The sequence below is a fragment of the Mesorhizobium helmanticense genome (genome assembly GCF_003034915.1).
GTDB classification, from domain to species: Bacteria; Pseudomonadota; Alphaproteobacteria; order Rhizobiales; family Rhizobiaceae; genus Mesorhizobium; species Mesorhizobium helmanticense.
Map to the genome: position 1 here is coordinate 93457 of NZ_PZJX01000006.1, position 25810 is coordinate 119266.

The window sequence follows — 25810 nt, forward strand, 5'->3', positions numbered from 1 at the left end:
AACAAGGCCTGCCCGAAGCCAAGCTTCGCGCCGAAATCCAGCCGAGTCCAGAAGTCCAGTCCATCAAGAAAGGGTGACATGCGGATGAATGTCCGCCACCGGAGAGGTCAACCCTTGTCGTCGTCGCCCTGGGTGATCAGCCGCGCGCTGCGCTGGCCGGTGAGGTAGATCCACAGCCAGCTAAGCGAAACCGCGAGCCGGTTACGGAAGCCGATCAGGAAATAGATGTGCGCGAAGCCCCACAGCCACCAGGCCAGCCGGCCGGTGAGCTTGATCCAGCCGAAGTCGATGGCGGCGGCACGCTTGCCGATCGTCGCCAGGTCGCCGTCATGCCTGTAGCGGAAAGGACGCGGGGCTGTATCGCCGGCAAGCCGGGCCTTGATCGTCGCCGCGACATGCTTGCCCTGCTGCTTGGCGGCGGGGGCGACGCCGGGCACCATGCGGCCGTCGGGCCGCAGGACATGCGCGGCGTCGCCGATGACGAAAATCTCGGGGCTCCCCGGCGCGGTGAGGTCGGGTTCGACCAGCACCCTGCCCGCGCGGTCCGCCGCCGCGCCCAGCCATTCGGCGGCCGGCGAAGCGGCGACGCCCGCCGCCCACAGGATTGTCCGCGCCGGCAGTTGGGTGTCGCCGAAGACGACGCCCTCGGCATCGCAGCGCGTGACGGGCCGGCCGAGTTCTACCTCGACGCCAAGCCGCTCGAGCGCCTTCCTGGCGTAATCGGAAAGTTCAGGCGCAAAATTGGGCAGGATGCGCTCGCCGGCCTCGATCAGCACCACGCGCGTCTGCCGTGTATCGATGTTGCGGAATTCGCCGCGCAGCGTGTCGTGCGCCAGTTCAACAATCGTGCCGGCCAGTTCCACGCCGGTCGGCCCGCCGCCGACGATCGCCAGCGTCAGCAACGCTTGGCGTTTGGCCGGATCGGTTTCACGCTCGGCCTGTTCGAAGGCCAGAAGCATGCGCCGCCGAATTGTGGTGGCGTCTTCCAGCGTCTTCAGCCCCGGCGCGAACTGCTCCCATTCGTCATGGCCGAAATAGGCGTGCCTAGCGCCGGTGGCCAGCACCAGCGTGTCATAGTCGACCGCGCCGCCATCATCGAGCAGCACGCGTTTGCCGGCACGATCGACGCCACTGACATTGGCAAGCAGCGTCGTCACGTCCTTGCGCTTGCGCAGGAGATGGCGGATCGGCCAGGCGACCTCCGAGGTCGCCAGCGCCGTGGTCGCCACCTGGTAGAGCAGCGGCTGGAAGAGATGGTGGTTGCGCTTGTCGATCATGGTGATGCGCACCGGCGCACCGGCGAGCGCGCGGGTGAATTCGAGGCCGCCGAAACCCGCACCGACAACGACGACATGATGGTTGGCCTGGTTCATTCCTTTTCACCGGTGGCGAACAATTCACTGTCATTGATATAGGCATTTTGTGCAGCGCAACAACGCCCAGCATGGACGCCAGACATGAACGATTGCCCCGGACTCGCCGCTTGATGTCGTCAATGCACATGCCGCAGCTCGCACTCCTGAGATAGCCTCATCGAAACAGCATGCCGAGGTTAAGCATGGCCAATGAATGCGACGATGAAGGTCCGGCGCAATACGCCTCGCCGCCTTGCTTCCTGCATGAGCTCGACCCGGCATTCCGCACCCCCCTCTCCGACTGGACTGACGTAAGACGCTGGCGCAAAGCCGAGCGCGAGCGGCTGATCGCGGCTCGCCTGGCCATCGCCGCCGATGCAAGGGCGACAATGTCACGGCGGATCGCCGAAGGGCTCGACGCCGTGATCGGCGACATTGCCGGCCGCATGGTCAGTCTTTACTGGCCGTTCCGCGGCGAGCCGGACCTGCGCCCATGGATGGCATCGGTCAATGCACGCGGCGGGCGCACGGCATTGCCTGTGGTCATCGAGAAAGGGCAACCGCTGGTTTTTCGCGCCTACGTTCCGGGCGACCGTCTGGAAAAGGGTGTCTGGAACATACCGATCCCGGCCGAAGGCGACCCGGTGCTGCCCGATATCGTCATTTCGCCGATCGTCGGCATCGATCCCAATTGCTATCGCCTGGGCTATGGCGGCGGATTCTTCGATCGCACGCTGGCGGCGATGCCGTTCAAGCCATTGGTCATCGGCGTCGGCTACGAGTTGCAGCGCATCGCCACCATCTATCCGCAGCCGCACGACATCCCGATGGACCGGCTGGTGACGGAGGCGCCTGGAACTTAGCGAATCTCAGGCCATCTCCGGCTTCAGCCCCATTGCCGTCCGGTCGACGATCTCGCGCAAGGCGAAGGACGAGTTGATCTTCGTCACATGCGGCATGGCCGACAGCCATTCCTTGTGGATGCGCTCATAGTCGACGAGGTCCTTGGCGGCGATGCGCAGGATGTAGTCGTATTCGCCCGACATCAGGTGGCAGGACAGCACGTTCGGGCAGCGCTTTATCGCCGCCTCGAAATCCGACAGCGTCTTCTCGAACTGCCCCGACAGCGATATATGCACGATTGCCGTCATCTGGTGGCCGAGGGCGGCATTGGAGAGCCGGGCGTGGTAGCCGCGAATGGTTCCCGATTTCTCCAGATTGTCCAGTCGCCTGGAGCAGGCCGACTGCGACAGCCCGACCTTCTCGGCAAGTGCCGCATTGGGTATCCGCCCATCCTTCTGCAATGTCTCGAGAATGGCGATATCAATCCTGTCCAGCGGCATTTTTCGGGATTCCTGCGAAAAACCTGACATTTTGCGCAACGATTATCGAAGCGCGCACTTTAGCGCAAGCGCATTCGCAAACACTTGCGCAACGATTCGTGGTTCACTGTGTTCACACAGGGAACGAGCCCCCAAGGGCCGGATCAGGAGAAAAGAAAATGCGCGTCGGCTGCCCCCGGGAAATCAAGAACCACGAATACCGCGTCGGGCTGACGCCGGGCTCGGTCCGCGAATATGTCGCGCATGGCCATGAGGTGCTGGTCGAGACCGGCGCCGGCGCCGGCATCGGCGCCGACGACAATGCCTATCGCGCCGCCGGCGCGACCATCGCCAAGACCGCCGCCGACGTGTTCGCCAAGTCCGACATGATCGTCAAGGTCAAGGAACCGCAGCCCAACGAGTGGGTACAGCTCCGCGACGGCCAGATCCTCTACACTTATCTCCATCTCGCTCCGGATCCGGAGCAGACCAAGGGCCTGCTCGCCTCCGGCGTCACCGCCATCGCCTACGAGACCGTCACCGACGATCGCGGCGGCCTGCCGCTGCTGGCGCCGATGTCGGAAGTCGCCGGCCGCCTGTCGATCCAGGCCGGGGCGACTGCGCTGCAGAAGGCCAATGGCGGCCGCGGCGTGCTGCTCGGCGGCGTGCCCGGCGTGCTGCCCGGCAAGGTCACCGTGCTCGGCGGCGGCGTTGTCGGCCTGCATGCGGCTCGCATGGCGGCCGGCCTCGGTGCCGATGTCACCATCATCGACCGCTCGATCCCGCGCCTGCGCCAGCTCGACGATCTCTTTGCCGGTCGGGTCCATACCCGCTATTCCACCGTCGAGGCATTGGAAGAGGAATGTTTCTCCGCCGACATCGTCATCGGCGCCGTGCTGATCCCGGGCGCGGCAGCGCCGAAACTCGTTTCGCGCGAAATGCTGTCCGGCATGAAGAAGGGTTCGGTGCTGGTCGATGTCGCCATCGACCAGGGCGGCTGCTTCGAGACCTCGCACGCCACCACCCATGCCGAGCCGACCTACGAGGTCGACGGCGTCATCCACTATTGCGTCGCCAACATGCCGGGCGCGGTGCCGGTCACCTCGGCCCACGCGCTCAACAACGCGACGCTGCATTACGGCCTGCAACTCGCCGACAAGGGCCTGAAGGCGCTGGTCGATGACCATCATTTGCGCAATGGCCTCAATGTCCACAAGGGCAAGATCACCAACCGCGCGGTGGCCGAAGCCCTTGGCTACGATCTGGTCGAGCCGAAGGCCGTTCTCGCCGCCTGAACCCGCCCGGATTCTTCGATAGGGCCGCCGATTGTCTCGGCGGCTCATTTTTTCCACAAGTAATTTTAATGACTTAGAGCCCGTCGAGCCGGGTTTCCCGTTTTGCGTGCAATCAGGCTCTTCTGTGGCATTTTTGTTACAGCTACCGTAGCGGACGGGTGCTAGGAAGCTCGCGGGCTTCATCAAGGGCAAGGGCAATGATCAGCATAAAATCCGCAAAATCTCTTCTTCTCGGCGCAGCGTCCATTCTGGCGCTCGGCTCAGTCGCTCATGCCGCCGACGTGGTCGCGCCGGTAGAGACGTCCGGCTTCAACTGGAGCGGCATCTATGTCGGCTTTGGCGTTGGCGCCGGCGCTAACGTCCACGAGCTCAGCAGCGACTTCATTCCCGGCCTGTCGTTGAATGGCATCGGTGGCGAAGGCGTGTACGGTGAATTGACCGTTGGCTACGACTACATGGTGTCGCCGCGCTTCCTGATCGGCGGACTTCTGGACGCCCATGTCGGCAACATCGAAACCTCGCTCGACGTCGCCGGGTTCGATGCTTCGGTCAAGGAGACCTACGGTTTCGACGCTGGTCTGCGCGCAGGCTACCTCTTCACGCCAAACACGTTGGGTTACGTGCTTGGCGGTTATTCCTGGCAGAAATACAAGCTCGACACGAACGCCGGTTTTGATTTCGATTGGGATCAGAGCGGATATTTCGTTGGAGCCGGCGTTGAGACCGCCATCAACAGCAACTGGACGATTAAAACCGAATATCGCTATACGCGCTTCGGCACCAAGGACAACCTTCTTGCCGACCTCGGCGCGCCGGATGGAACCCTCAATCTCGACACGTCGCGGCATACGTTCCAGGTTGCGGCCAATTATCGCTTTGGCGCCCAGAACGGTGGTGCCGCCTCCTTTGAGGCCCCTGCCTACAACTGGACCGGATTCTACATCGGCGGCGCGGCTGGCGCGGGTGCATCGGTGCATCAGATCAACGTTCCACCGCTCGGCGACCTGGAATTCAACGGGCTCGGCGGCGAAGGTGTCTTCGGCGAGCTGAACGCCGGCTACGATCACGACTTCGGCAGCTGGGTGGCAGGCGTCATGGTCGATGCCCGCTACTCCGGCATGACTTCGGAGCTGAAGATCCCGGGTGGATCGATCAACCTCGATACCGATTACGGGTTCGATGTGCTCGGCCGTGTCGGTATGAAGGTCAACGAATCGACGCTGGCCTATGTGCTCGGCGGCTATTCCTGGCAGCATTTCGACCTGAATGCGTCTTCGCCCATCGGCGATATCATCGACTGGGGTTCCAGCGGCTTCTCGGTGGGCGGCGGTGTGGAAACGGCCCTGTCGAGCAACATGACCGTCGGGCTCGAATATCGTTATTCGCAGTTCGCCAAGAAGGATTTCTCGTCGGATATCGGGCTGCCGGATGACACCCTCACCTCCAAGCCTTCCTTCCACACCGTCCGTATCGGTGCGAAGTACAAGTTCAACTAAAACCGTCCAGGCAGCGGTCAAAGCCCGCCGGTCGTTCCGGCGGGCTTTTTGTTTGTTCGGAAGAGTGCGGAACGCGGGAGAATATGGGCAACAAAAAAGCGGGGTTTTTGCCCCGCTTCCTCTGCTGTCGAGATTTCCCGCCGGTTCATCCGCGGTCGGCAAATCGATCGACAATCACGTTCTAGCGCGGCATTGCGACAGGCGTGCGACAGAAGCGACCGACGACGATACCCGTCACGCCCGCTCGATCCGGCATTGATAGCAATTGTTGCGCGCCGAGCGGACATGGACGTAGGCGATGTCGTCGCGCTCGAACAAGGCCTCCGCCCGTGCCGCGATGGCGCCGGTCGAGATGACGCCGCCGCTGCCATAGACGATGCGGTCGTCGCTGCCGTAGCCGCGCACGATGTAGTCGGTGCTTTCGAGCATTTCGGGAAGCGTATCAACGGCGGCGGCACGCTCGCATTCCTCGGCGTGCAGGAAGATCGGTCCCGTCTCGGCGTAGGGCTGGAGCTCCGGAAACGGCCGGAAGGCGAGGATGAGATAGGGGTCGCCGGCGGCCACATTCTTCAGGCAATGGCGGCAAGGCACGCCGTCGCCATCGGAAATCTTGCGCTCCGGCGTCTGGCCGTAGGCATCCGGTCCGCCGCGCTGCAAGGCCCTTACGTCTTCAGTGGGCAAGGCTTTGAACTGGATGGTCATGGTGAAATCTCCGGTATCGTTGACCGGAAACTATGCTTGCCCGCCGGCACTTCCCACCCGATTCATGCCAAACGTATCGGGATCAGTCGAGATTACGCGCGGCTCAATCGCCGGCTTCAATGATGGCTTTCAGCCATTCCGTGATCGCATCAAAGTCGATCGGTTTCGTCGTATCGACGTCGAAAAGCGGTCCGCGCCGCAGCGGCTCGGCGCGCCTGGCCAGTTCGATCAGCTCGGGGATATAGGCAGCACCCGGATGGCCGGCGGGGCGCTGGTCGAGCCGGGCGCGATAGCGCTCGGCAAGAACCTCGCCGGGAGCGTGGCACCAGATTTCGGCGGTCTGTTCGACGCCCGCCTTTCGCAAATGGTCCTCAAGAATCTGGCGCGGCTGGAAGCCGAACCAGGCATCGACGATCACGGTTGTGCCAGCGGGCGCCTCGCCGACGACCGACCAGATCGCCTGGTAGCTGGCGCGGCCGAGCGTGCGGTTGAACTCGCGGTCGCCGCCGCCGAGCACTTCGAGGAACGGGTTCTTGACCGTATCGAGCGCAAGCAATGGCCATCCCATGCGGTCGGCGATGCCGCGCGAAACGGTGCTCTTGCCGCTGGCGGGGATGCCGTTGACGAGCACGGCGCGCCTGGCGCGGCCGAGTTGGGTCGGAGCCGGCGTCATGCCCGCCTCCCCCGCCAATGCCTGCAGGCCAGCGCCGATCACGCCGGCATCGTCGCCGAGCTGTGCCGGTTCCACCTTGCATTGGTACCAGGGCGCCAGCGCCGGCGCGCAGGCAAGCGCCTTGTGCGCCGCCCGGCCAAGGCCGCCGCCAAGCAGAACCAGATCGGGGTCGAGCACTGCAACGGTCGTGTCGATCGCGGCTCGCAGCGGCCTGGCCCAGGCTTCCAGTACCCCGCGCGCCTGGATATCGCCGGCCGCGTCACGGGCAAAAAGCTGATCGACCGAGACATCCGCACCGAGCCCGGCCCGCGCGATGTGCCGGCCGAGCGCCGTGCCCGAGCTGGTGGTTTCGACGCAGCCGCGCCGGCCGCAGGCGCAGGTCTCGCCGTTCACGTCGACGGTGATATGGCCGAGCTGGCCCGCCGTTGCCCGGCCCTGCATGATCTGCCGGTTCCGGGCGACGGCGCCGCCAATGCCGGTGCCGATCGTGAACATGACGATATCGCCATGGCCCCGGCCGGCGCCGAGCGCCATCTCGGCGACCAGCGCCATGTTGCAGTCATTGTCGACGACGACGGGCTTGCCGGCGATGTCTTCAAGCCGTTCGGCCAGCGAAACCGAAGCCAGGTTGACATAGCCGCCGGACAGCACCCTGCGAAGCCGCGCATCGACGCGTCCGGGGACGCCGATGCCGATGGCTGCAACCTCTGGGGCATCGAGCCGGCGCACCATCCCGGCGATGCGGGAGAGAACCAGTTCCGGGTCCGGCGCGCTCTTCTCGGAAATGCGGTCGAGGATTTGACCCGTGGCGGAAATACGGGCGGCACGCAGATTGGTGCCGCCAATGTCAATTCCGATGCTGAGGGGCATGACGTCCTGCCAGTGATCAAACGCGGATATCAGGCGGCTTTCTTTTGCCGGTAGTGTCCGATCACAGCCTGGATTTCGCGCAATCGCGGCACTGCGATGGTCTTAAGCCTTTCGCGCTGAATGTCACGGTCGAGCGAGATGCAGTCTTTCCACAGCGAACGGCCGGCGATGACACCCGACGCGCCGTTTTGCATGGCGATCTCGACCTGGCCAAGGAAGGTCGCGTGGTTGACACCGGCCGAAAGCACCGCCCACGGCACGTCGCCTGCTATTCTGGTGATGTTGGCGCAAGCCTCGGGTGTTCCAGGGTACGGAAGCTTCAGCACTTTTGCGCCGCACTCCAGTGAAATCCGGGTACCCTCTTCGACAAGCCAGGGCGTTTTGGCTGCATAGTCCTCGGGGCTTTCCCCTTCGAGCTGGTAGGTCAGGAACTCGACGACGAGCAGCAGGTCCTCCCGCCCGAAGTCTGCGATGCACTGGCGCAGGATGGCGATGTTGTGCGCATTGGCCTCAGGCTTGTCGGCCCTGAGATAGACCATGATCTTGCCGCCCGTGCCGCCCAGTTCGCGGACTCGGCGCGCGTCGATGCCGGGAACCAGGCGCGACAAGCGATAGCCGTCGGGGGAGACGTCAAAGCCGGAAGCGTCGAGGCCGATGAGCAGCGCCGTATCCCGGTTCAGCACGCCTTCGTCGACCACCCTCGGCACCGCGCACAGCGGGTCCAGCAAGACACAGGACGCGGCGCTGGCGAGGTAACGCGTGATGTCCGATTTGGTGTCGCCGAGCATGTCATTGGTGATCTTGGCCTGTTCGGCCGGATCCGACGCCAGCAAGGTCCGCATGCCGCCGCGCTGATCGCAGGCGATGGCCACCATGGCCCCGTCCTTGCCGCATATCTGCTGGTAGCCGCGCAACTCCGCGGTGGTCATCTTTGCCATGGTCTTCTGTCCGATGTTGGCGCCCATTCGCGAGGCGCGGATTCCGTGGAAACAAGATTGTTCAGTTTTTCCCGCTTGCCGGCGGAAAGATCTTTGCCGCTTTGCTACGCTATCGATTCGCCGGGAGAAGCGGCCTCGCCGACACTGCCGCCCGTTAGGACCTCAAGTTGCGAGTTTGCCGAATTTGCGCGATAACTCCCGTCGGCCTATGCTCGTGTAACACGTTGCTGAAAGGAATTGCAAGCTGTCTGCCCCTCCGATCCAGGACGCGACCGCATCGCGCACGATGCTGCACACGGTCGCCAAGCTGCACTACGAGGCTGAGATGTCGCAGGTCGACATCGCACGGCAGCTCGGCGTCTCCACGGCGACGATTTCGCGTCTGCTGCAAAGGGCGCGCGCCGAGGGGATCGTCCGGATCGAGGTTCTCGATCTGGCAACGCCCGAGGACATCACCAGGCAATTGATCGATGGGCTCGGACTTCGAGACGCGGCGGTGATCGAGACGCCGGCGGCGGGCGCACTGACGGCGCTTGCCGCTCCGCTCGGCGCGTTGCTCAAGCAAGCGCGGCTGGTGGCCGGCTCCGTGCTCGCCATCGGCTGGGGACGCGCCGTCCGCGAGGTGATCCGGACCGGCCTTCCGCGTATTCCCGGCGTCCACACCGTCGCTGCCACCGGCGGCATGCAGCAGCATGCGCCGCATTTTCAGATCAACGAGTTCGTGCGGCTCGCCGCCGAGGAATTGGGCGGAACGCCGCATTTCATCCATGCGCCCTATCTGCCATCCAGCGAGTTGCGTGAGGTCTTCCTTGGCGACGCGGCCATCCGCGATGCTGTCGCGCTATGGGACCGGACCGACGTCGCGATCGTCGGCATCGGCCTGCCGCACGCCATCAATCCGCCCGAGGCGAGTGCGGCCACATTGAGCGAGCAGGCCCTGGTTCATGCGGCGGGAGATGTCCTTCGGCATTACTTCGATGCCGAAGGCACCTTGATTCCCTGGGAAGGTGAGAGCCGGATGATCGCGATGTCGCCGGCACAGCTTCGCACGGTGCCGCTGGTGATCGGCGTTGCCGCGTCGCCGGAGAAAGCGACGGCAATCATCGGCGCCGCTCGCGCCAGGCTCATCAATGCCCTGACTACGGATACGAAGACGGCGCAGGCCATCCTTGAGGCTCTCGCGCCTCGATAGAGGCCGGCTCCGGGCGGAACCGTAGGTCCCCTGCGAGGAAATCGGTTGTGTCGCCGGGATGTCGGGGCAATAGTCCGCCCTGGAGGCCTGCAGAGCGCATCATATGCTGTCCGGTTTGAAAAGTCCGACGCCGCAAACTCGGAAAAACCGAGTTGCAATTTATTTCTGCAAAGTGTTACAACCAGAACGATCCGGCGTGCAAGAACGCCGGGCGACGCAGTTCCCACAGGCTTGCGGAGGCGAGTGAAGGGGAGCTGCGGCTCTTGTTCCGGTCGGTTCGACCGGCTGACCTATCGACCGGAGGGCGCTTGGGAGGAAAGCTGCCCGCGACAGCAAACAGGCGTTCCCCGGCCGTTGGGCAGCTTTTGCCTGAACGATTGACGGCCATTCCAATGTCACTTGCAACGGCAGATCTGCCAACAATGAGGAGGATGTCATGAAGAAGATTGTTGCCGCTCTCGCGGCTCTCGCCATCAGCGCCACGGCGCTGGTCGCTCCCGCGCTGGCGCAGGACAAGAAGTTCACCATTGCACTTATCCCCGGCCTCACGACCGATGGTTTCTATATCACCATGCGCAAAGGCGCCCAGGCGGCAGCCGACGCGCTTGGCGTGGACCTTGTTTTCCAGGGCGCCCCGGATTTCAATCCGGTAACCCAGGTCCCCGTGCTTGACGCGGTCATCGCCAAGAAGCCGGATGCCATCCTGATCGCGCCGACCGACAAGGTCCAATTGGTCGAGCCGCTGCGCAAGGCCAATGATGCCGGCATTCCGGTGATCACCGTCGACACTTTCATCGGCAGCGGCGTCTACCAGACCGGTGCCGGCGACGCGGATTTCCCGCTGTCCTATATCGCTTCGGACAACATTCTGGGCGGCGAGATCGCCGCGCGGGCATTGGCCACTGCCATAGGCGACAAGGGCAAGGTCTACGTTTCGAACGTCAAGCCTGGCATTTCGACCACCGATCAGCGTGAAGAGGGCTTCAAGAAGGAAATGGCGGCCAACCATCCCGGCATCACCGTTCTCGAGACCCAGTTCAACGACAACGACGCCAACAAGGCCGCCTCGCAGCTGCAGGCTGTGTTCGCACGCAATCCCGATCTCGTCGGCGTGTTCGGCGCAAACCTGTTCTCCGCGCTCGGCGCGGCGAATGGCGTCCAGCAAGCTGGGCAGACCGGCACCGTCAAGGTCGTGGCGTTCGACGCGCCGACCAGCATCGTCGACAATATCAACACCGGCCTGGTCGACGTTGCGATTGCCCAGCATCCCGCCGAGATCGGCTATTTCGGTGTCGTTTCGGCCTATGCGCACCTGACCGGCCAGTCGATCCCGGTTGCGATCGGCACCGGCTTCACGATCATGGACAAGGCGAACATCGCTGATCCGAACATCTCGAAGTACCTTTATTCCGAATGAGTCCAAACCAGCCTGGTCTCCTTCCGGCTTGCCGGGAGGAGACCAGCGCCGGGTCTCTAGGCCCCTGTTGACGGAGGCCGCGCCGCGGATCGGATATACCAATGACCTCAACATCACCAATCGAGCAGAGCGAAACCCATATCGCTCCTCAGGCCGACCATGGTGATCCGGCCAGGACCTGGCTCGGACGCATCGCCGAAGGGCGCGCCTGGCTGTTCCTCGCCGGCCTGATCATCTGTTTCGAGGTCTGGTCGAGGCTCGCCTTCGGCGCTACCTTCGTGCTCAACCCGTTCAACGTACAGTCCATTGCGATATTTGCGGTGGCGCCGTTGCTGCTTGCAACCGGACAGACATTCGTCATCATTTCGGGAGGCATCGACCTCTCGCTGGGCTTCATCATGGGCCTTGCCGCCGTCGTTGCCGCCCACGCCACGAACATGGCGGGAGCGGCAATTCCGCTGCCACTGGCAATGCTGGCGGGTATTCTGGCTGCCGTGCTCGTTGCCGGCGTGCCGGGTATCATCAACGGCCTCTTAATCTCGCGGCTGAGAATTCCGCCCTTCATCGGCACGCTCGGCATGTTCGGCGTGGCGCGCGGCGCCGCCTATCTCCTTGCCGGCGGCACGACGGTGCCGGTCCAGAACTCCTGGTTCGCGCTGCTCGGCAACGGCAAGTTCCACGGTGTGCCCTATCTTGTGATGATCACCGCAATCTTCGTCGTCGTGATGCATTACATCCTGAGCCAGACCCGGTTCGGCCAGCACAATTACGCCATTGGCGCTAATGTGCAGGCGGCGCGTCGCGCCGGCATCGACATCAGGGGCCATATCCTGCGCCTCTACGTGCTTTCGGCGATGTGTGCCGGCCTCGGTGGTGCGCTCTACGCTGCGCGCTTCACGGCGGGCGCGGCCCAGGCCGGCGAACCCTTGCTGCTCGACAGCGTCGCGGCGGTGGTGATCGGCGGCGCCAGCCTGTTCGGCGGGTCCGGTACGATCTTCGGCACGGTCGCCGGCGCATTGGTGATCGCGGTGATCCAGTACGGGCTGGTCTTCGTCAATGTCGAGCCGTTCTGGCAGTTCATCGCCGTCGGCCTCGTCATCATTATCTCCGTCCTTATCGACCAGGCGCAGCGCCGGTTCAGTGGAGCTCGCCAGGATGAATAGTTCCGAACAAACCACACCGCTTCTCGAAGTCCGGCACCTTTCCAAGCATTTTGGTGCCGTCCAGGCGCTCAACGACTTCTCCATGGCCGTGAGGCCGGGCGAAGTGGTGGCGCTGGCGGGCGACAACGGCGCCGGCAAGACCACGCTGATCAAGGCGATATCGGGGGTGTTTCAGCCGACGGCCGGCGAAATCCTGCTCAGGGGGCAGCCGGTGACCTTCGCGACGCCACAGGAGGCGCGCGAAAAAGGCATCGAGACGATCTACCAGGACCTGGCTTTGGCCGACAATTTGTCGATCGGCGCCAATATCTTCCTGGGCCGCGAACCGATGCGCAAGGCTTTCGGCTTCTTGCCGGTGCTGGACCGCAAGGCCATGGCCGTCGCCGCCAAGCAGACCATGGGACGGCTGGACTTCCATGTCAGCCGGCTCGATGCCCCGGTCAGCAATTTCTCCGGCGGCCAACGCCAGGCCGTCGCCATCGGCCGGGCGGTCTATTGGGACGCGCAGATCCTGATCATGGACGAGCCGACCGCCGCCCTTGGGGTGCCTGAGCAGCGCAAGGTCATCTCGCTCATCCACCAGCTCAAGGCGCAAGGGCGCGGCGTGATCTTCATCTCGCACAATCTGCAGGATATTTTCGCCGTGTCCGACCGCATCGTCGTGCTGCGGCGCGGCGTCCAGGCCGGTGAGCGCAAGATCTCAGACACCAACCATGATGAAGTCGTCAAGCTGATGGTTGGTGGGTAGCTGAGGCTATCGACGGATCGTGGCCAGACCGCCGCGCTCCATGCTAGTCCATCAATGCATCGAGACCGCGCACCAGCCCGGTAACTTGCAGCACGCGCCGGACGGCGAGCAGCGTTCCGGCCACGTAGGGTGCCGCGGACGAGCCGGCATCATGGCGAATGGTCAGCCTTTCGTCGGGCAGCCCAAACAGCGCCTCGCAGGACAGGATGTAGGACGGCAGGCGAAGCGCGTGCACCTGCACCCCCTCACCGGCTCCAACCGCGGCGCCGCGTGTTCCGGGCACGCCCGTCACTTCCGAGACTGGTCTTGCCGTCGAAGCCTTGCGGACATCCGCCAGCGCCTCGGCAAGCTCGCGCGCGGTGCCTGACGGGGCGTCGGGCTTCTTGGCGCTGGCATAGTCGATGACCTCGACATCGGGCACGTATTTCGCCGCCATCAGGGCGAACCGCTTCATCAGCGTGGCGGTGATCGAAAAATTGCCGGCGGCAATCACGCCGACCCGGTTGGCGCGTGCCGCGGCATCGATCTCGGCATAATCGGCGGCGCCAAGCCCCGATGTGCCGATCACCACATGTCGCCCCTTGGAGATCGCCAGCAGCGCATGATCCTTCACCACATGCGGCTTGGTATAGTCGACCAGCACATCGGACGGCGCCTCCAGCGCCTCGGCCAGCGAAGCGGAAACGGTGACGCCATTGGCTGGCAGGCCAACCAGCAGGCCGGAATTCTGCCCCGCACCGCTGCGCGAAACCGCTCCGGCCAAATTCATGTCACCTTGCGCCGAGATCGCCGGCACCAGCGCCTTGCCGACCCAGCCGGTCGCCCCGGCCATCACCACTCGTATCGTCATCGCCTGGTCCTCCAATCGCGCCTTGAAACGACCAGCGATATGGAAAGAGCCCGGCTCATTCAAGCCAGGCTCTTTCTTGAGTGTTGATCCAGACGCCGCGCAGGCGGTCGGATCACTGGACTCAAGCAGGCTTATCTTATGAAATCGTCGAAGCGGCGCAGCGTCACCCGGCGATTGCGCCAGTTCTCGTTCTGCGTCTGCACCAGCAGGAACTCCTCGCCATAGCCAACCGTTTCGAGCGCATGGCCCGGCACGCCGAATTCGCGCACCAGCGTGCGCTTCAGCGACGCGGCGCGCTGCTCGGACAGGATCTGGTTCGACTGGAAGGAACCGACGGCGTCCGTATGGCCCTCGATCAGAATGCGGGCGCCGCGGTCACGCCGCAGGATGCGCCGCAGTGCGTCGGCGATGTTTTCGATCTTGCCGTACTGCGACTCGGAAATGGCCGCCGAGCCGAAGGCGAAATTGATCGACTGGATATCGATCGAGCGGGCCATGCGCCGCAGATCCGGCCGGCGCTTGAATTCGCGAATGGTAACGCGCTGGTTCGGGCGCAGCTTCACCTTGGGCGCCGCTTCGAGTTGCCGCTCGATCGTGGCGGCCGAAGGGGTCGTCGCCTGGGCGGCGGCAAGGGTCGGCATGGCAAGCGCCGCAATCAGCACGGCGGCAAAGGTGCGTCTGGTCAGCATGTCTTTCTCCTTCGGCCCTGCTCTGATGGCCGCATTGATGGTGCCGACAAGATGCCAGAGGCAGTCTGAAGCCTCGATGAACGAAAGGTTCAGTTTTTCAGGGCCGCATGACGCTGGCCGAGCGCTCGGCGAAAGCCATCGGATGCACGATCTCTTTCTTCTGCGCCACCGGCGCGAAGCCGAGTTTCTGATAGAGCGGCAATGCCGCCGGATGGTCGAGCGTGCAGGTCTGTACCGTTACCCGCTTCGGCCCGTGCGACCAGGCGGCGGCGATCGCCGCCCCCAGGAACCAGCGGCCGATGCCTTGTCCGGTCGCATGTTCCATCATGCCGAAATAGGCTAGCTCCACCTCTTCCGGCAGATGCGGCTTGAGGTCGAAGAAGCCGGCCGGCGCGCCGTCGAGATAAAGCACCCTGATGTCGCGGTCCTCGCGATGGATGCCCGCCGAAAGCTCTTCGTCGTTCAACCTGAGAACATTGACCCAGTGCCATTTGCGTCCCACCCGATCCATCAGATAGCGATAGAAGTGCAGCGGAATGTTCTTGGTCTTCAGCAGCGCGATCTGGCGGTTGTACGGCGCTGGCGGCGAATAGGCCGGCGGTACATGCATTTCGAGAAACGTCACCGTGACGTCGATGTCTTCCACCACTCCGTTTTCCATGGCCGTCATTCCTTGCCCGTCAAGGCGGGGCCCGTCACGACAGGCGTGTCGGAAAGTCCGCCCCACTCCGTCCATGAACCGTCGTAAAGCCTGTTGTCGGTGTGGCCAAGCGTCTCCAGCGCCAGCGTGATCGCGGCCGCGGTGATGCCTGAACCGCAAGAGGTGACGACCGGCTTCGACAGATCGATGCCGGCTCCCTCGATCACCTTGCGCAAACGATCCTTCGACAACAGTTCGCCGTTCTCGGCGAGCACCGATGACGGCAAATTGTTCGCTCCAGGCATATGACCGGAGCGGATGCCTGCGCGAGGTTCGGGCTCAGTGCCGGCAAACCGGCCAGCGGACCTTGCATCGGCGATCTGGCTCTCCTTCGTCTCGACGATGCGGCGCATATCGGCAAGGCTGGCGACACGCTTGGCATCGAAGTCGGCGTGAAACACGCAAGGCGCTGTCTTCGTCGGCTCCGCCGTCACCGGTCGTCCCGCCGCTTTCCAATGGTCGAAGCCGCCGTCCAGTATGTAGACCTGGAACACGCCCATGACGCGGAACATCCACCAGGCGCGCGGCGCTGAGAAAAAGCCCGGACCGTCATAGACGATAATGGTGTCGTCAGCCGAAATGCCCATCGCGCCGACATACTGGGCGAAATGCTGCGGCGAAGGCAGCGTGTGCGGCAAGGCCGAATCAGGGTCCGATATCGCATCCTGATCAAGGAAGCGGGCGCCCGGAATATGTGCCGCCTCATATTCGGCGCGCGCGTCCCTGCCTTGCGCCGGCAGATACCAGGACGCATCGACGATGGTCAGGCCCGGTTCGTGGAGACGAGCCTGCAACCAGTCCGCATCGACGGTGAAAGGGCTGTCTTCGGCCATTTTCGTTCTCCCGCTTCGCCCCAGGCGGAGCTTCTGTATTTTATCAAGCTGCCGGCATCGGTCCAAAGCGTATACGGAAGCGCCGGTTCTCGCGGCCCTTCTTCTCGATCTTGCCGATATGGATCTCGCCGACTTCACCAGTGCTCTTCACATGGGTGCCGCCGCAAGGCTGGCTGTCGATCGAGGCGTTGTCGCCAATGCAGACCAGGCGGATTTGGCCGGTGCCGACGGGCGGCCGCACATTCTTGGATTTGACCAGACCAGGATTGGCCGCCAGTTCCTCGTCCGATATCAGCCTGACAAAGATCGGATGGTCGGCCCGCACCAGTTCCATCACCTTTGCCGTCACATCTTCCTTGGTAAAGCCGGCATCCGGGATGTCGAAGTCGACGCGGCTGTCGTCCTCGGAAACCGCGGCACCCGTGATCGGGAACGGGCAGACGACGGTGAGCAGGTGGCAGGCCGCGTGCATGCGCATCAAAAGATGCCGCCGCCGCCAGTCGATGGCGAGCTTGACCCGTTCGCCGACGGCCGGCGCCGGCTGGTCGGGCGCCGGCACATGGATGATCTCGTCCTTGGTCTCGCCGGTGATGGTGGCGGCAATCGCGATCACGCTACCGTCGGCGCGCTCGAGCGCACCCGTATCCCCTGGCTGTCCACCCGACGTGGCATAGAAGATGGTGCGGTCGAGAATGATGCCGCCGCGCTCGTTGATGGCGACTATGGTGGCGTCGGCGGTGCGCAGATAAGCATCGTCGCGAAACAGCGCCTGCGTCTTATAGGACATCACGCGACCTTTTCGAACGGTACCGAAATGTCGGCTTTCTCTTCCATCCAGCCCGGCACCGGCAGCTGCTTTTCGCGCAGGAACTGCGGGTTGAACAGCTTCGACTGATAGCGCGTGCCGTAGTCGCAGAGGATGGTCACGATGGTGTGGCCGGGACCCAGCTCCCGCGCCAGCCGGATCGCGCCGGCAATATTGATGCCGGTCGAGCCACCGACGCAGAGCCCCTCCTCCTGGATCAGGTCGAAGACGATGGGCAGCGCTTCCTCGTCGGGTATCTGGAAGGAAAAATCCGGCGTGAAGCCTTCGAGGTTGGCGGTGATCCGCCCCTGCCCGATGCCCTCGGTGATCGAGCTGCCCTCGGATTTCAATTCGCCGCTGGTATAGAAACTGTAGAGCGCGGCGCCCAGCGGATCGGCGAGCGCGACCTTGATGTCCTTGCTCTTGGCCTTCAGCCCGAAGGCGACGCCGGCCAGCGTGCCGCCGGACCCAACGGCGGACACGAAACCATCGACCTTGCCGTCGGTCTGGTTCCAGATTTCCTGCGCAGTGGTGCGGATATGGCCGTCGCGGTTGGCGACATTGTCGAACTGGTTGGCCCAGATCGCACCATTCGGCTCGGACCGGGCCATCTGCGAGGCCAGGCGGCCCGACAGTTTCACATAATTGTTGGGGTTCTTGTAGGGAACCGCGGGCACCTCTATCAGTTCGGCGCCGAGCAGTTTGATCGTGTCCTTCTTCTCCTGGCTCTGCGTGTCGGGAATGACGATCACGGTGCGGTAGCCGAGCGCCTTGGCGACCAGCGTCAAGCCGATGCCGGTGTTGCCGGCCGTCCCCTCGACGATGACGCCGCCCGGTTTCAAAAGCCCACGCTGCTCGGCGTCGCGGATGATGAACAGGCCGGCGCGGTCCTTGACCGACTGGCCCGGGTTCATGAATTCGGCCTTGCCCAGAATCTCGCAGCCGGTTGCTTCCGAGGCCTTGTTGAGGCGGATCAGGGGCGTGTTGCCGATCGCTTCAATTACAGAACGTGGCATATAGGTTCCTTTATGCGTGCGGCGAGACCCTAGAAACCCACCGCTTCGGTTTCAAGGCAAGATTTCATCTGGTCCAGTCGCATTTCCGGCACTGCAATTCCCTCAAACCGGATACCGCGCTCGGGCGTCCATTTAAACCTTGTCTGGAAAAGCACTCTTTTCATTCGATTTCTTCGTCGCTAGAGCACAAGCTAAGAAAGAGTCGCAGGACACGGCATGACACTCTACCGGGCCAACCCGAAGCACGGCGTCGCCTGGATCACGGGCGGCAGCAGCGGCATCGGCCGCTCACTGGCCAAGGATCTCGCAGCCCAGGGCTATTCCGTCGCGGTGTCGTCGCTCGACGACGATCCGATCGACACGCTTGTTGTCGAGACGGCGCAGATGCCGGGCCGCGTCACGGCCTATCCCTGTGACGTCACCGACGAGAAGCGCATGGCAAGGACGGTCGCGGCTATCGAGAAAGATCTCGGCCCGATCGTGCTCGCCGTCTTCAATGCCGGAAACTACATCGCGACGCCGGGCGAGGATCTTACCGTGCGCGGGTTTCGCCAGTCCTTCGAAGTCAATTATTTCGGCATCATCAACGGCCTGGTGCCGGTTGTCGAACGCATGCGCGTGCGTGGGCGCGGCCACATCGTGCTGGTCGGTTCGGTCACCGCCTATTTCGGCTGGCCGACCACGGCGGCCTATGGCGGCACCAAGGCGGCGATCAACATATTGGCGGAGTCGCTCAAATATGACTTCGACAAGATGAACGTCCGCGTCCAGGTGATGAATCCGGGCTTTGTCGACACGCCGCTGACCGAGAGGAACCTGCTGCCGATGCCCGGGCTGATGCCCGTCAACCGTGCCTCGCGGCGCATGGCGCGCGGCATCAACTCCGGCGGCTTCGAAGTCACCTTCCCGCGCCGCCTGAGCTGGGGGCTGAAACTGCTCAGCATCCTGCCCAGACCGGTCTGCCGGTGGGTCATCAGCACTGCGACGCGCTGGAAGTCGCGGCCGCTGAATTTCGACCGCAAGCCACCGAACGAATAAACTGTCCACAGGGTACGAGTTGCCTGGTTGCAATCGCGGCCATAGGTTGAGAATTGTTGTTTGGAGTCTGCGATGGGGCGACGGATCGTGCTCGCGGTGCTGGGTCTTGTCGTCATCCTTGTCCTGGCCGTCCTGCTTGGCCCGCGTGTGCTGGTCGACACCACGATCCGTTTCGATCCTTCGGTGATCGGAGACGATCCGCAGGCCTATCTGGCGCGCAAGGAAGCCGCCGCGCCTGATATCCGCGACGGGCTGGAGAAGGAAATCATCTGGGCAAACCCGATGGTTCACGCCAGGACGAAGCTTTCAATCGTCTACATCCACGGATTTTCGGCATCGAAGGGCGAGGTCCGTCCGCTGCCTGACGAGGTCGCCGACCAGCTCGACGCCAATCTCTTCTACACCCGCCTCACCGGCCATGGGCAGGACGGCGCCGCGATGGCTGAAGGCAGCGTCAACGCCTGGATCAACGACTTCGAGGAAGCGCGCGCCATAGGCCGGGCGATCGGCGACAAGGTGATCGTCATCGGCACCTCGACCGGCGGCTCGCTGGCGGCGTGGGCGGCGACGCAGCCCGGCGCTTCGGACGGCATTGCGGCGATCGCGTTCATCTCGCCGAATTTCGGCGTGAAGGCTTCCGGCGCCGAACTGCTGACCATGCCATGGGGCAAACAGATCGCCGAACTGGTCATCGGCAAGCAACGCAGCTTTGAGACGCGCAACGCCTTGCACGCGAAATTCTGGACATACCAGTATCCGACGGCGGCGACGCTGCCGATGGCGGCGCTGACGGAACTCGCCTATGGCGCGCCGGTGGAGAAGGCGACCATCCCTGCCTTGTTCATCTTTTCGGATTCGGACGCCGTGGTGCGGCCCGACCGCACCCGCGAAATTGCCGGGCGCTGGGGTGCGGCACACGAGCTGGTGCCCGTGGACGACACCGACGACAAGGACAACCACGTTATTGCCGGCGACGCGCTGTCGCCGTCGACCACGGCTTTCCTCGCACAGCGGATCGTGGTGTGGGTGGAGGCCGTGGTGCAGTAGAAACGAAAGGGCGATCAGAGCATTGCTCCGATCGCCCTTTTTTATTTATCAGCGATCAAGCCGGGCTCAATCCGCCGAAGTGGCATTCATCAGGCAGCGTGCGTCGCCGGCCGCTTGCCGCCAAAGCGGCGCTTGTTGTTGCCCTTGAACGGCTTGCGGCCTTCCGGGCGGTCGCCTTGATGCTTGGCCGCGAACGGCCGGTCGCCGGCCGGCTTGTCGCCGAACCGCTTCTTGCCGAAGCCGTTGCCACCACCGGGCCGCCTGCCGTCGCGACGGCCATTGTGGTCGGGGCGGCTGTTGGCCGGCTCGAAGCGCTCGTTCTTTTCGGCCGGATTGCGCTGCGGATCCGGGCTGCCGAGATGGTCGGCAACGACAGGCAGCTTGGTGCGGATGATGCGCTCGACCTGGCGCAGCTTGCTGTTTTCGGAAGGATCGCAAAGCGTGATCGCAATGCCATCCATGCCGTTGCGGCCGGTGCGGCCGATGCGGTGGACATAGCTCTCCGCCTCGTCCGGCAGGTCGAAGTTGACGACGTGGCTGATGCCGGGCACGTCGATGCCGCGCGCCGCGATATCGGTGGCGACAAGAATGCGCACCGAACCGTCGCGGAAATCGTTCAGTGCCTTCTGGCGGGCGTTCTGCGACTTGTTGCCGTGGATGACGGCGGCCTTGAAGCCGTCGCGCTCGAGGTCCTTCGTCACCCTGTCGGCGCCATGCTTGGTGCGCGAAAAGATGATGACGGACTTCATTGCGTCGTCGGCGAGCATCGTCGACAGCACCTGGCGCTTCTGCTTGGTGCGGGCAAAGACGACGCCCTGCACGATCTCGGCCGCCGCGGTGCTTTGCGGCGCGACTTCGACGCGGATCGGGTTCTTCAGCAGGCCTTTGGCCAGCTCGGCGATTTCATTCGGCATGGTCGCAGAGAACAGCACCGTCTGGCGGTCGGGCGCGGTCGCCTTGGCGATGCGCTTGACGTCGTTGATGAAGCCCATGTCGAGCATGCGATCGCCCTCGTCCAGCACCAGCCATTTGGTGTCGGAGAGGATGAGGTCACCCTCGCGCACCAGGTCGGTCAGACGGCCGGGCGTGGCGATCAGGATGTCGACGCCGGGCGCAACCTTCTTCACCTGGCTGAAGCGCGAGACGCCGCCAAGCACAAGCGCGGTCGAGACATGCGCGCCCTTGGCGAGGATCTTGATGGTGTCCTCGATCTGAACGGCGAGTTCGCGCGTCGGCGCCAGGATCAAGGCACGTGTGGTCTTCGCACGGCGCTTGGTGCCTAGCGCGATGATCTTCGACAGGATCGGCAACGCGAAGGCCGCCGTCTTGCCCGAGCCGGTCTGTGCGATGCCGAAAATGTCACGGCCTTCCATCTGCGGCGGGATCGCCTGCATCTGGATCGGCTTCGGTTCGGTAAAGCCGGCGCCATGGGTCGCCTTGAGCAGCGCGCCGGTAATTCCAAGGGCTGCGAAACCGGAGAGTTCCGCAGTGCTGCCGGTCGAGTTGGTGTTACCGGCAAAGGTGTTTTCGTTGGTCAAAATAGTCTTCTTTCACACGGCCTGTAGCCGCAAACATCGATGGCGGCAGGGCGCAACCTGCCGTCGAAAAAAATTGATACGAAACGACAAGGCGGGCGGACGTAAACGTCCACTCGGCTGCGCTGTCGTGCCCGCAGGCATCATGCCACGGGGCTTTTTCGCCACCTTGCCGATCAACGGGAAAGAGGGAAAACAGACGCAACCAGTCTCATTCGTCGAGAAGGCCGGATCTTGCCCGGCCCAAGCGCCTATGCCGCTGCATATGGCCTAGTTCGCCGCGCAATGCAAGGGGCGCCATGTTGCGATGCAACAAATCGATGGCAAAAGCGGCGCTTGCGCTCCCTTGCCGGCATGATTACCACGAAACGCACCTTTTCGTTTTGGGGATCGACCGATGAAGGACGTGCTGAAGGAACTCGAGCGACGCCGCGACATGGCGCGCATGGGCGGTGGCCAGGTCCGCATCGACGCCCAGCACAAAAAGGGCAAGCTGACCGCGCGCGAGCGTATCGACGTCTTTCTCGACGAGGGCTCGTTCGAGGAATTCGACATGTATGTCGAGCACCGCTCGACCGACTTCGGCATGGAAAAAACCAAGGTGGCCGGCGACGGCGTCGTCACCGGCTGGGGCACCGTCAACGGCCGGCCGGTCTACGTCTTTGCCAAGGATTTTACCGTATTCGGCGGCTCGCTATCGGAGGCGCACGCCGAAAAGGTGGTCAAGGTGCAGGAGATGGCGCTGCGTAACCGCGCGCCGATCATCGGCCTCTACGACGCCGGCGGCGCGCGCATCCAGGAGGGTGTGGCGGCGCTCGGCGGCTATGCCGAGATTTTCCAGCGCAATGTGCTGGCCTCCGGCGTGATCCCGCAGATCTCGGTGATCATGGGACCCTGCGCCGGCGGCGACGTCTATTCGCCTGCCATGACCGACTTCATCTTCATGGTGCGCGACACCTCCTACATGTTCGTCACCGGGCCGGACGTGGTGAAGACAGTCACCAACGAGACGGTGACCGCCGAAAGCCTGGGCGGCGCCTCCGTCCATACGACGAAATCCTCGATCGCCGACGGCGCCTACGACAATGACGTCGAGGCGCTGTTGCAGATGCGCCGGCTGGTCGATCTGCTGCCTGCTTCCAACACGGCTGATATCCCCGAGATCGAATGCTACCAGTCGGTCACCGATCACGATCTCTCGCTCGACCGGCTGATCCCCGACAACGCCAACAAGCCCTATGACATCAAGGAATTGATCCTCAAGATTGCCGACGAGGGCGATTTCTTCGAAATCCAGCAGAGTTTCGCCAAGAACATCGTCACCGGTTTTGGGCGAGTCGAGGGCCGCACGGTCGGCTTCGTCGCCAACCAGCCGATGGTGCTGGCCGGCGTTCTCGATTCGGATGCCAGCCGCAAGGCAGCGCGTTTCGTGCGCTTCTGTGACTGTTTCTCGATTCCGATCGTCACCTTCGTCGATGTCCCCGGCTTCCTGCCCGGCACCGCGCAGGAATATGGCGGGCTGATCAAGCATGGCGCCAAGCTGTTGTTCGCCTATGCGGAGGCGACCGTGCCGAAGATCACCGTCATCACCAGAAAAGCCTATGGCGGCGCCTATGATGTGATGGCGTCGAAGCATCTGCGCGGCGACATGAATTATGCCTGGCCGACGGCGCAGATCGCCGTGATGGGCGCCAGGGGCGCGGTCGAGATCATTTATCGCAAGGATATCGGCGACGCGGAAAAGATCGCAGCGCATACAAAGGCTTACGAGGATCGCTTCCTGTCGCCCTTCGTCGCCGCCGAGCGCGGCTATGTCGACGAGGTGATCATGCCGCATTCTACCCGCCGCCGCATTGCCCGCGCGCTCAGGATGCTGCGTAACAAGGACATGCAGAACCCCTGGAAGAAGCACGACAACATCCCGCTGTGAGGCGGCGTTCCGCGCAGGCACACTTCCCTGCCTGGGTTGCGGAGTTCTCGGCGTGTCTTTAGGTTTCGCCGATGGCGCTCAAGAAGCTTCGCATTTGGCTAGGGTTGAAACAGCATCCCGATGCGATCCCAAGACATGCAAAGATTGGGCGCGAAAGCTATGGCATTCACGGCAGAACATTCCTGAACTGCACCGCTGAAAGTCCCATCGAGATCGGCGCATTCTGCTCCATTGGTCCGGGCGTACTTTTTATCTGCCAGGCAAGTCATCCAACCAGCACGGCTTCGACTTTCCCCCTTCAGTCGCGGATTTTCAGGCAGAAAAGAAATCTGGAGTATCTGGTATCAAAAGGCCCGATCGTCATCGGCAACGATGTCTGGATAGGCGCCAGGACCATCGTCATGTCGGGCGTGACAATCGGCCATGGAGCTATCGTCGCCGCAGGCAGCGTCGTGACGAAAGATGTTGCGCCTTACACGCTGGCAGGCGGGAGCCCGGCCAAGGCGATCAGGCGACGATTCTCCGACGACACGATCTCCACTCTGCTCGAAATCCAATGGTGGAACTGGCCTGTAGACCGCTTGAAAGCGGAGCGCTCAGCTTTCGATCTGACGGCCGATGAATTCGCGCAGCGCTACAGGTTGGCCTAGAGCCGGATGATTTCAGGTCAAGTCGACCTGAAATCTGAATCCGGCTCTAAATCAAAGAGATAGAGCATGATGTCGTCCGAAAACCACTTCACACTTTTCGGCATCATGCTCCAGCTCCAGAGGAACCAGCCTCAAGGCGGAAAAATCGAGCCCGACAGAATTCGCCGGCTGGAATAATCGCGTAAACGGTGGTTGGCCTGCCTTGCGCTCTGGTTTCCGTTCTACTTGAACCGCTTCCATGACGAGCAAGTCCAGTGTGGTGGATCGGCCATTGCCAAAGCGCGACTTGAAGACAACAATGGTTTCGACGCCCCCGCGCAAGGCCAACAAAGAGCCGCGAACAAGAGAGAGCGTCGGAGGAAACGACAGGAGGAGCCGCTGGCCAGTTCACGGACGCGCTATGCATGCGGCCTGTCGGCGCTCACCACCGACGAGCCCGACACGGATGCCTTCGCCCGTGCGGTGGCACTGGAGGCCGCGGCAATCGATGCCGGCTTCGCCCTGCTCTTCTTCTCGCAAAGCCTTGTCGAGGCGACCGCCCTGACGGATGCGCTGAAGACCCATGCGCCGGCGCTGCGCTATGCCGGCTGCTCGACCGCAGGCGAGATCACGCCGCAGGGTCTGGAGGACGGCCATATCCTGGCGATGCTGCTTCCCTCCGCATCATTCTCGGCGGCCAGCACCATGGTCGAAAATCTGTCCTCGTCGGGCATGGACAAGATCACCGGCGAAGTCGAGATGCTCAGGCGTTCGTTGCGCGGGAACAGGCCCGAGCGGGCCAAAAGCACCTTCGCGCTCTGCCTCATCGACGGCCTGTCCTATGCCGAGGAAGCGGTGACCTCGGCCATCCATTGGGGCCTCGACGACATTCCGCTGATTGGCGGGTCGGCGGGCGATGACCTGAAATTCGAGACCACGCGGCTGATCTCGAACGGCAAGGTCGCCTCCGACAGCGCCATCATCGTGCTGATCGCCACCGAAATTCCTTTCCACGTCTTCAAGACCGACAATTTCGTCCCCACCGACGAGAAGCTGGTGGTGACGGCGTCCGACCCCGATCATCGCATCGTGCGCGAATTCAACGCCATCAATGCGGCCGAGGAATATGCCGCTTCGGTCGGCATCGTCGCGCAGACTCTGACGCCGCTGAGTTTCGCCTCGCATCCGGTGGTGGTGAAGGTGGGCGGCGAATATTACTGCCGCTCGATCCAGAAGATGCATCCGGACGGTTCATTGTCGTTCTTCTGCGCCATCGATGATGGCGTCGTCCTTTCCATCGCCCAGCCCAAGGATATGGTGGAGGCAACGCGTTCCGCCTTGAGGGACGTCGAGAACAGGTTGGGCGGCATCGACGTGATCCTTGGTTTCGACTGCGTGCTGCGCCGGCTCGACGCCCGCAACCGGCAGGTGTTTCGCGATATTTCGGAACTCTACCGGGTCAACAATGTCATCGGCTTCGGCACCTATGGCGAACAATACCGGTCGATGCATCTGAACCAGACTTTTACCGGCATCGCCTTCGGCGAACGCCAGGCGGCGGAATAGG

The 25810-nt window shown here is 63.2% G+C and carries 24 protein-coding genes; 12 read left to right on the top strand and 12 right to left on the bottom strand.

Annotated features, from left to right (window positions below; genetic code table 11):
* Positions 1 to 107 precede the first annotated feature (107 nt).
* Complete coding sequence (locus C9427_RS03820) at positions 108 to 1373, bottom strand: NAD(P)/FAD-dependent oxidoreductase (protein ID WP_107647865.1); 1266 nt, start codon at positions 1371 to 1373, stop codon at positions 108 to 110.
* 185 nt (positions 1374 to 1558) lie between these two features.
* On the opposite strand from C9427_RS03820, the gene C9427_RS03825 reads away from it, so the two are divergent.
* On the top strand, positions 1559 to 2218 hold the full coding sequence (locus C9427_RS03825) for a 5-formyltetrahydrofolate cyclo-ligase (RefSeq protein WP_107647866.1): 660 nt from the start codon (positions 1559 to 1561) through the stop codon (positions 2216 to 2218).
* A 6-nt stretch (positions 2219 to 2224) separates the two neighbouring features.
* Here the strand turns inward: C9427_RS03825 and C9427_RS03830 are convergent, their stop codons facing one another.
* The gene (locus tag C9427_RS03830) at positions 2225 to 2698 is read right to left on the bottom strand and encodes an Lrp/AsnC family transcriptional regulator (RefSeq protein WP_006333495.1); all 474 of its coding nucleotides are present in this window, start codon (positions 2696 to 2698) and stop codon (positions 2225 to 2227) included.
* Between the two features lie 158 nt (positions 2699 to 2856).
* On the opposite strand from C9427_RS03830, the gene ald reads away from it, so the two are divergent.
* Together ald and C9427_RS03840 are read left to right on the top strand one after the other, a co-directional pair.
* A complete protein-coding gene (ald, locus tag C9427_RS03835; RefSeq protein WP_107647867.1) occupies positions 2857 to 3972 on the top strand; it encodes an alanine dehydrogenase in 1116 nt (371 codons plus the stop codon).
* A 197-nt stretch (positions 3973 to 4169) separates the two neighbouring features.
* Positions 4170 to 5468 (top strand): outer membrane protein, encoded by a 1299-nt coding sequence (locus C9427_RS03840; protein WP_107647868.1) that lies wholly within the window; start codon positions 4170 to 4172, stop codon positions 5466 to 5468.
* 234 nt (positions 5469 to 5702) lie between these two features.
* On the opposite strand, the gene C9427_RS03845 is transcribed toward C9427_RS03840, so the two are convergent.
* From C9427_RS03845 to C9427_RS03855, 3 genes are all read right to left on the bottom strand, one after another.
* Positions 5703 to 6170, bottom strand: coding sequence for a DUF1203 domain-containing protein (locus tag C9427_RS03845; protein ID WP_107647869.1), 468 nt, complete (start codon positions 6168 to 6170; stop codon positions 5703 to 5705).
* A 103-nt stretch (positions 6171 to 6273) separates the two neighbouring features.
* Positions 6274 to 7713, bottom strand: coding sequence for an ROK family protein (locus C9427_RS03850; protein ID WP_107647870.1), 1440 nt, complete (start codon positions 7711 to 7713; stop codon positions 6274 to 6276).
* 29 nt (positions 7714 to 7742) lie between these two features.
* Entirely contained in the window at positions 7743 to 8651 is a 909-nt protein-coding gene (locus C9427_RS03855) for a tagatose-bisphosphate aldolase (RefSeq protein ID WP_107647927.1), read from the bottom strand.
* Positions 8652 to 8937: 286 nt separating this feature from the next.
* Between C9427_RS03855 and C9427_RS03860 the strand changes: the two genes are divergently transcribed.
* The 4 genes from C9427_RS03860 (at position 8938) to C9427_RS03875 (ending at position 13171) form a co-directional block, all read left to right on the top strand.
* Entirely contained in the window at positions 8938 to 9843 is a 906-nt protein-coding gene (locus C9427_RS03860; protein WP_107647871.1) for a sugar-binding transcriptional regulator, read from the top strand.
* A gap of 436 nt (positions 9844 to 10279) precedes the next feature.
* On the top strand, positions 10280 to 11260 hold the full coding sequence (locus C9427_RS03865; protein WP_107647872.1) for an ABC transporter substrate-binding protein: 981 nt from the start codon (positions 10280 to 10282) through the stop codon (positions 11258 to 11260).
* Positions 11261 to 11361: 101 nt separating this feature from the next.
* A complete protein-coding gene (locus C9427_RS03870) occupies positions 11362 to 12423 on the top strand; it encodes an ABC transporter permease subunit (protein ID WP_107647873.1) in 1062 nt (353 codons plus the stop codon).
* Positions 12416 to 13171 carry an ATP-binding cassette domain-containing protein gene (locus C9427_RS03875; protein WP_107647874.1) on the top strand — a complete coding sequence of 252 codons (756 nt, stop codon included), beginning with the start codon at positions 12416 to 12418 and terminating at the stop codon, positions 13169 to 13171. Before C9427_RS03870 ends, C9427_RS03875 begins: the two co-directional genes overlap by 8 nt.
* A gap of 43 nt (positions 13172 to 13214) precedes the next feature.
* Here the strand turns inward: C9427_RS03875 and dapB are convergent, their stop codons facing one another.
* The 6 genes from dapB to C9427_RS03905 form a co-directional block, all read right to left on the bottom strand.
* Positions 13215 to 14021 (bottom strand): 4-hydroxy-tetrahydrodipicolinate reductase, encoded by an 807-nt coding sequence (gene dapB / locus C9427_RS03880; protein ID WP_107647875.1) that lies wholly within the window; start codon positions 14019 to 14021, stop codon positions 13215 to 13217.
* A gap of 131 nt (positions 14022 to 14152) precedes the next feature.
* Positions 14153 to 14710: an OmpA family protein gene (locus C9427_RS03885; protein WP_107647876.1), complete on the bottom strand. Its 558-nt coding sequence runs from the start codon at positions 14708 to 14710 to the stop codon at positions 14153 to 14155.
* A 97-nt stretch (positions 14711 to 14807) separates the two neighbouring features.
* Complete coding sequence (locus C9427_RS03890) at positions 14808 to 15371, bottom strand: GNAT family N-acetyltransferase (RefSeq protein ID WP_107647928.1); 564 nt, start codon at positions 15369 to 15371, stop codon at positions 14808 to 14810.
* 5 nt (positions 15372 to 15376) lie between these two features.
* Complete coding sequence (gene sseA, locus C9427_RS03895; RefSeq protein ID WP_107647877.1) at positions 15377 to 16243, bottom strand: 3-mercaptopyruvate sulfurtransferase; 867 nt, start codon at positions 16241 to 16243, stop codon at positions 15377 to 15379.
* A gap of 43 nt (positions 16244 to 16286) precedes the next feature.
* A complete protein-coding gene (locus C9427_RS03900) occupies positions 16287 to 17030 on the bottom strand; it encodes an alanyl-tRNA editing protein (RefSeq protein ID WP_107647878.1) in 744 nt (247 codons plus the stop codon).
* Positions 17030 to 18064, bottom strand: coding sequence for a cysteine synthase A (locus C9427_RS03905; RefSeq protein ID WP_107647879.1), 1035 nt, complete (start codon positions 18062 to 18064; stop codon positions 17030 to 17032). The genes C9427_RS03900 and C9427_RS03905 overlap by 1 nt, the downstream gene beginning before the upstream one ends.
* Positions 18065 to 18280: 216 nt before the next feature.
* On the opposite strand from C9427_RS03905, the gene C9427_RS03910 reads away from it, so the two are divergent.
* Positions 18281 to 19102: an SDR family oxidoreductase gene (locus C9427_RS03910; RefSeq protein ID WP_107647880.1), complete on the top strand. Its 822-nt coding sequence runs from the start codon at positions 18281 to 18283 to the stop codon at positions 19100 to 19102.
* A gap of 72 nt (positions 19103 to 19174) precedes the next feature.
* Entirely contained in the window at positions 19175 to 20149 is a 975-nt protein-coding gene (locus tag C9427_RS03915; RefSeq protein ID WP_107647881.1) for an alpha/beta hydrolase, read from the top strand.
* Between the two features lie 89 nt (positions 20150 to 20238).
* On the opposite strand, the gene C9427_RS03920 is transcribed toward C9427_RS03915, so the two are convergent.
* Positions 20239 to 21687 (bottom strand): DEAD/DEAH box helicase, encoded by a 1449-nt coding sequence (locus tag C9427_RS03920; RefSeq protein ID WP_107647882.1) that lies wholly within the window; start codon positions 21685 to 21687, stop codon positions 20239 to 20241.
* A gap of 394 nt (positions 21688 to 22081) precedes the next feature.
* On the opposite strand from C9427_RS03920, the gene C9427_RS03925 reads away from it, so the two are divergent.
* The 3 genes from C9427_RS03925 (at position 22082) to C9427_RS03935 (ending at position 25809) form a co-directional block, all read left to right on the top strand.
* The gene (locus C9427_RS03925) at positions 22082 to 23614 is read left to right on the top strand and encodes an acyl-CoA carboxylase subunit beta (protein WP_107647883.1); all 1533 of its coding nucleotides are present in this window, start codon (positions 22082 to 22084) and stop codon (positions 23612 to 23614) included.
* Positions 23615 to 23685: 71 nt separating this feature from the next.
* Positions 23686 to 24264, top strand: coding sequence for a CatB-related O-acetyltransferase (locus C9427_RS03930; RefSeq protein WP_107647884.1), 579 nt, complete (start codon positions 23686 to 23688; stop codon positions 24262 to 24264).
* Positions 24265 to 24642: 378 nt separating this feature from the next.
* The gene (locus tag C9427_RS03935; RefSeq protein ID WP_245436972.1) at positions 24643 to 25809 is read left to right on the top strand and encodes an FIST signal transduction protein; all 1167 of its coding nucleotides are present in this window, start codon (positions 24643 to 24645) and stop codon (positions 25807 to 25809) included.
* Position 25810: the final 1 nt, after the last annotated feature.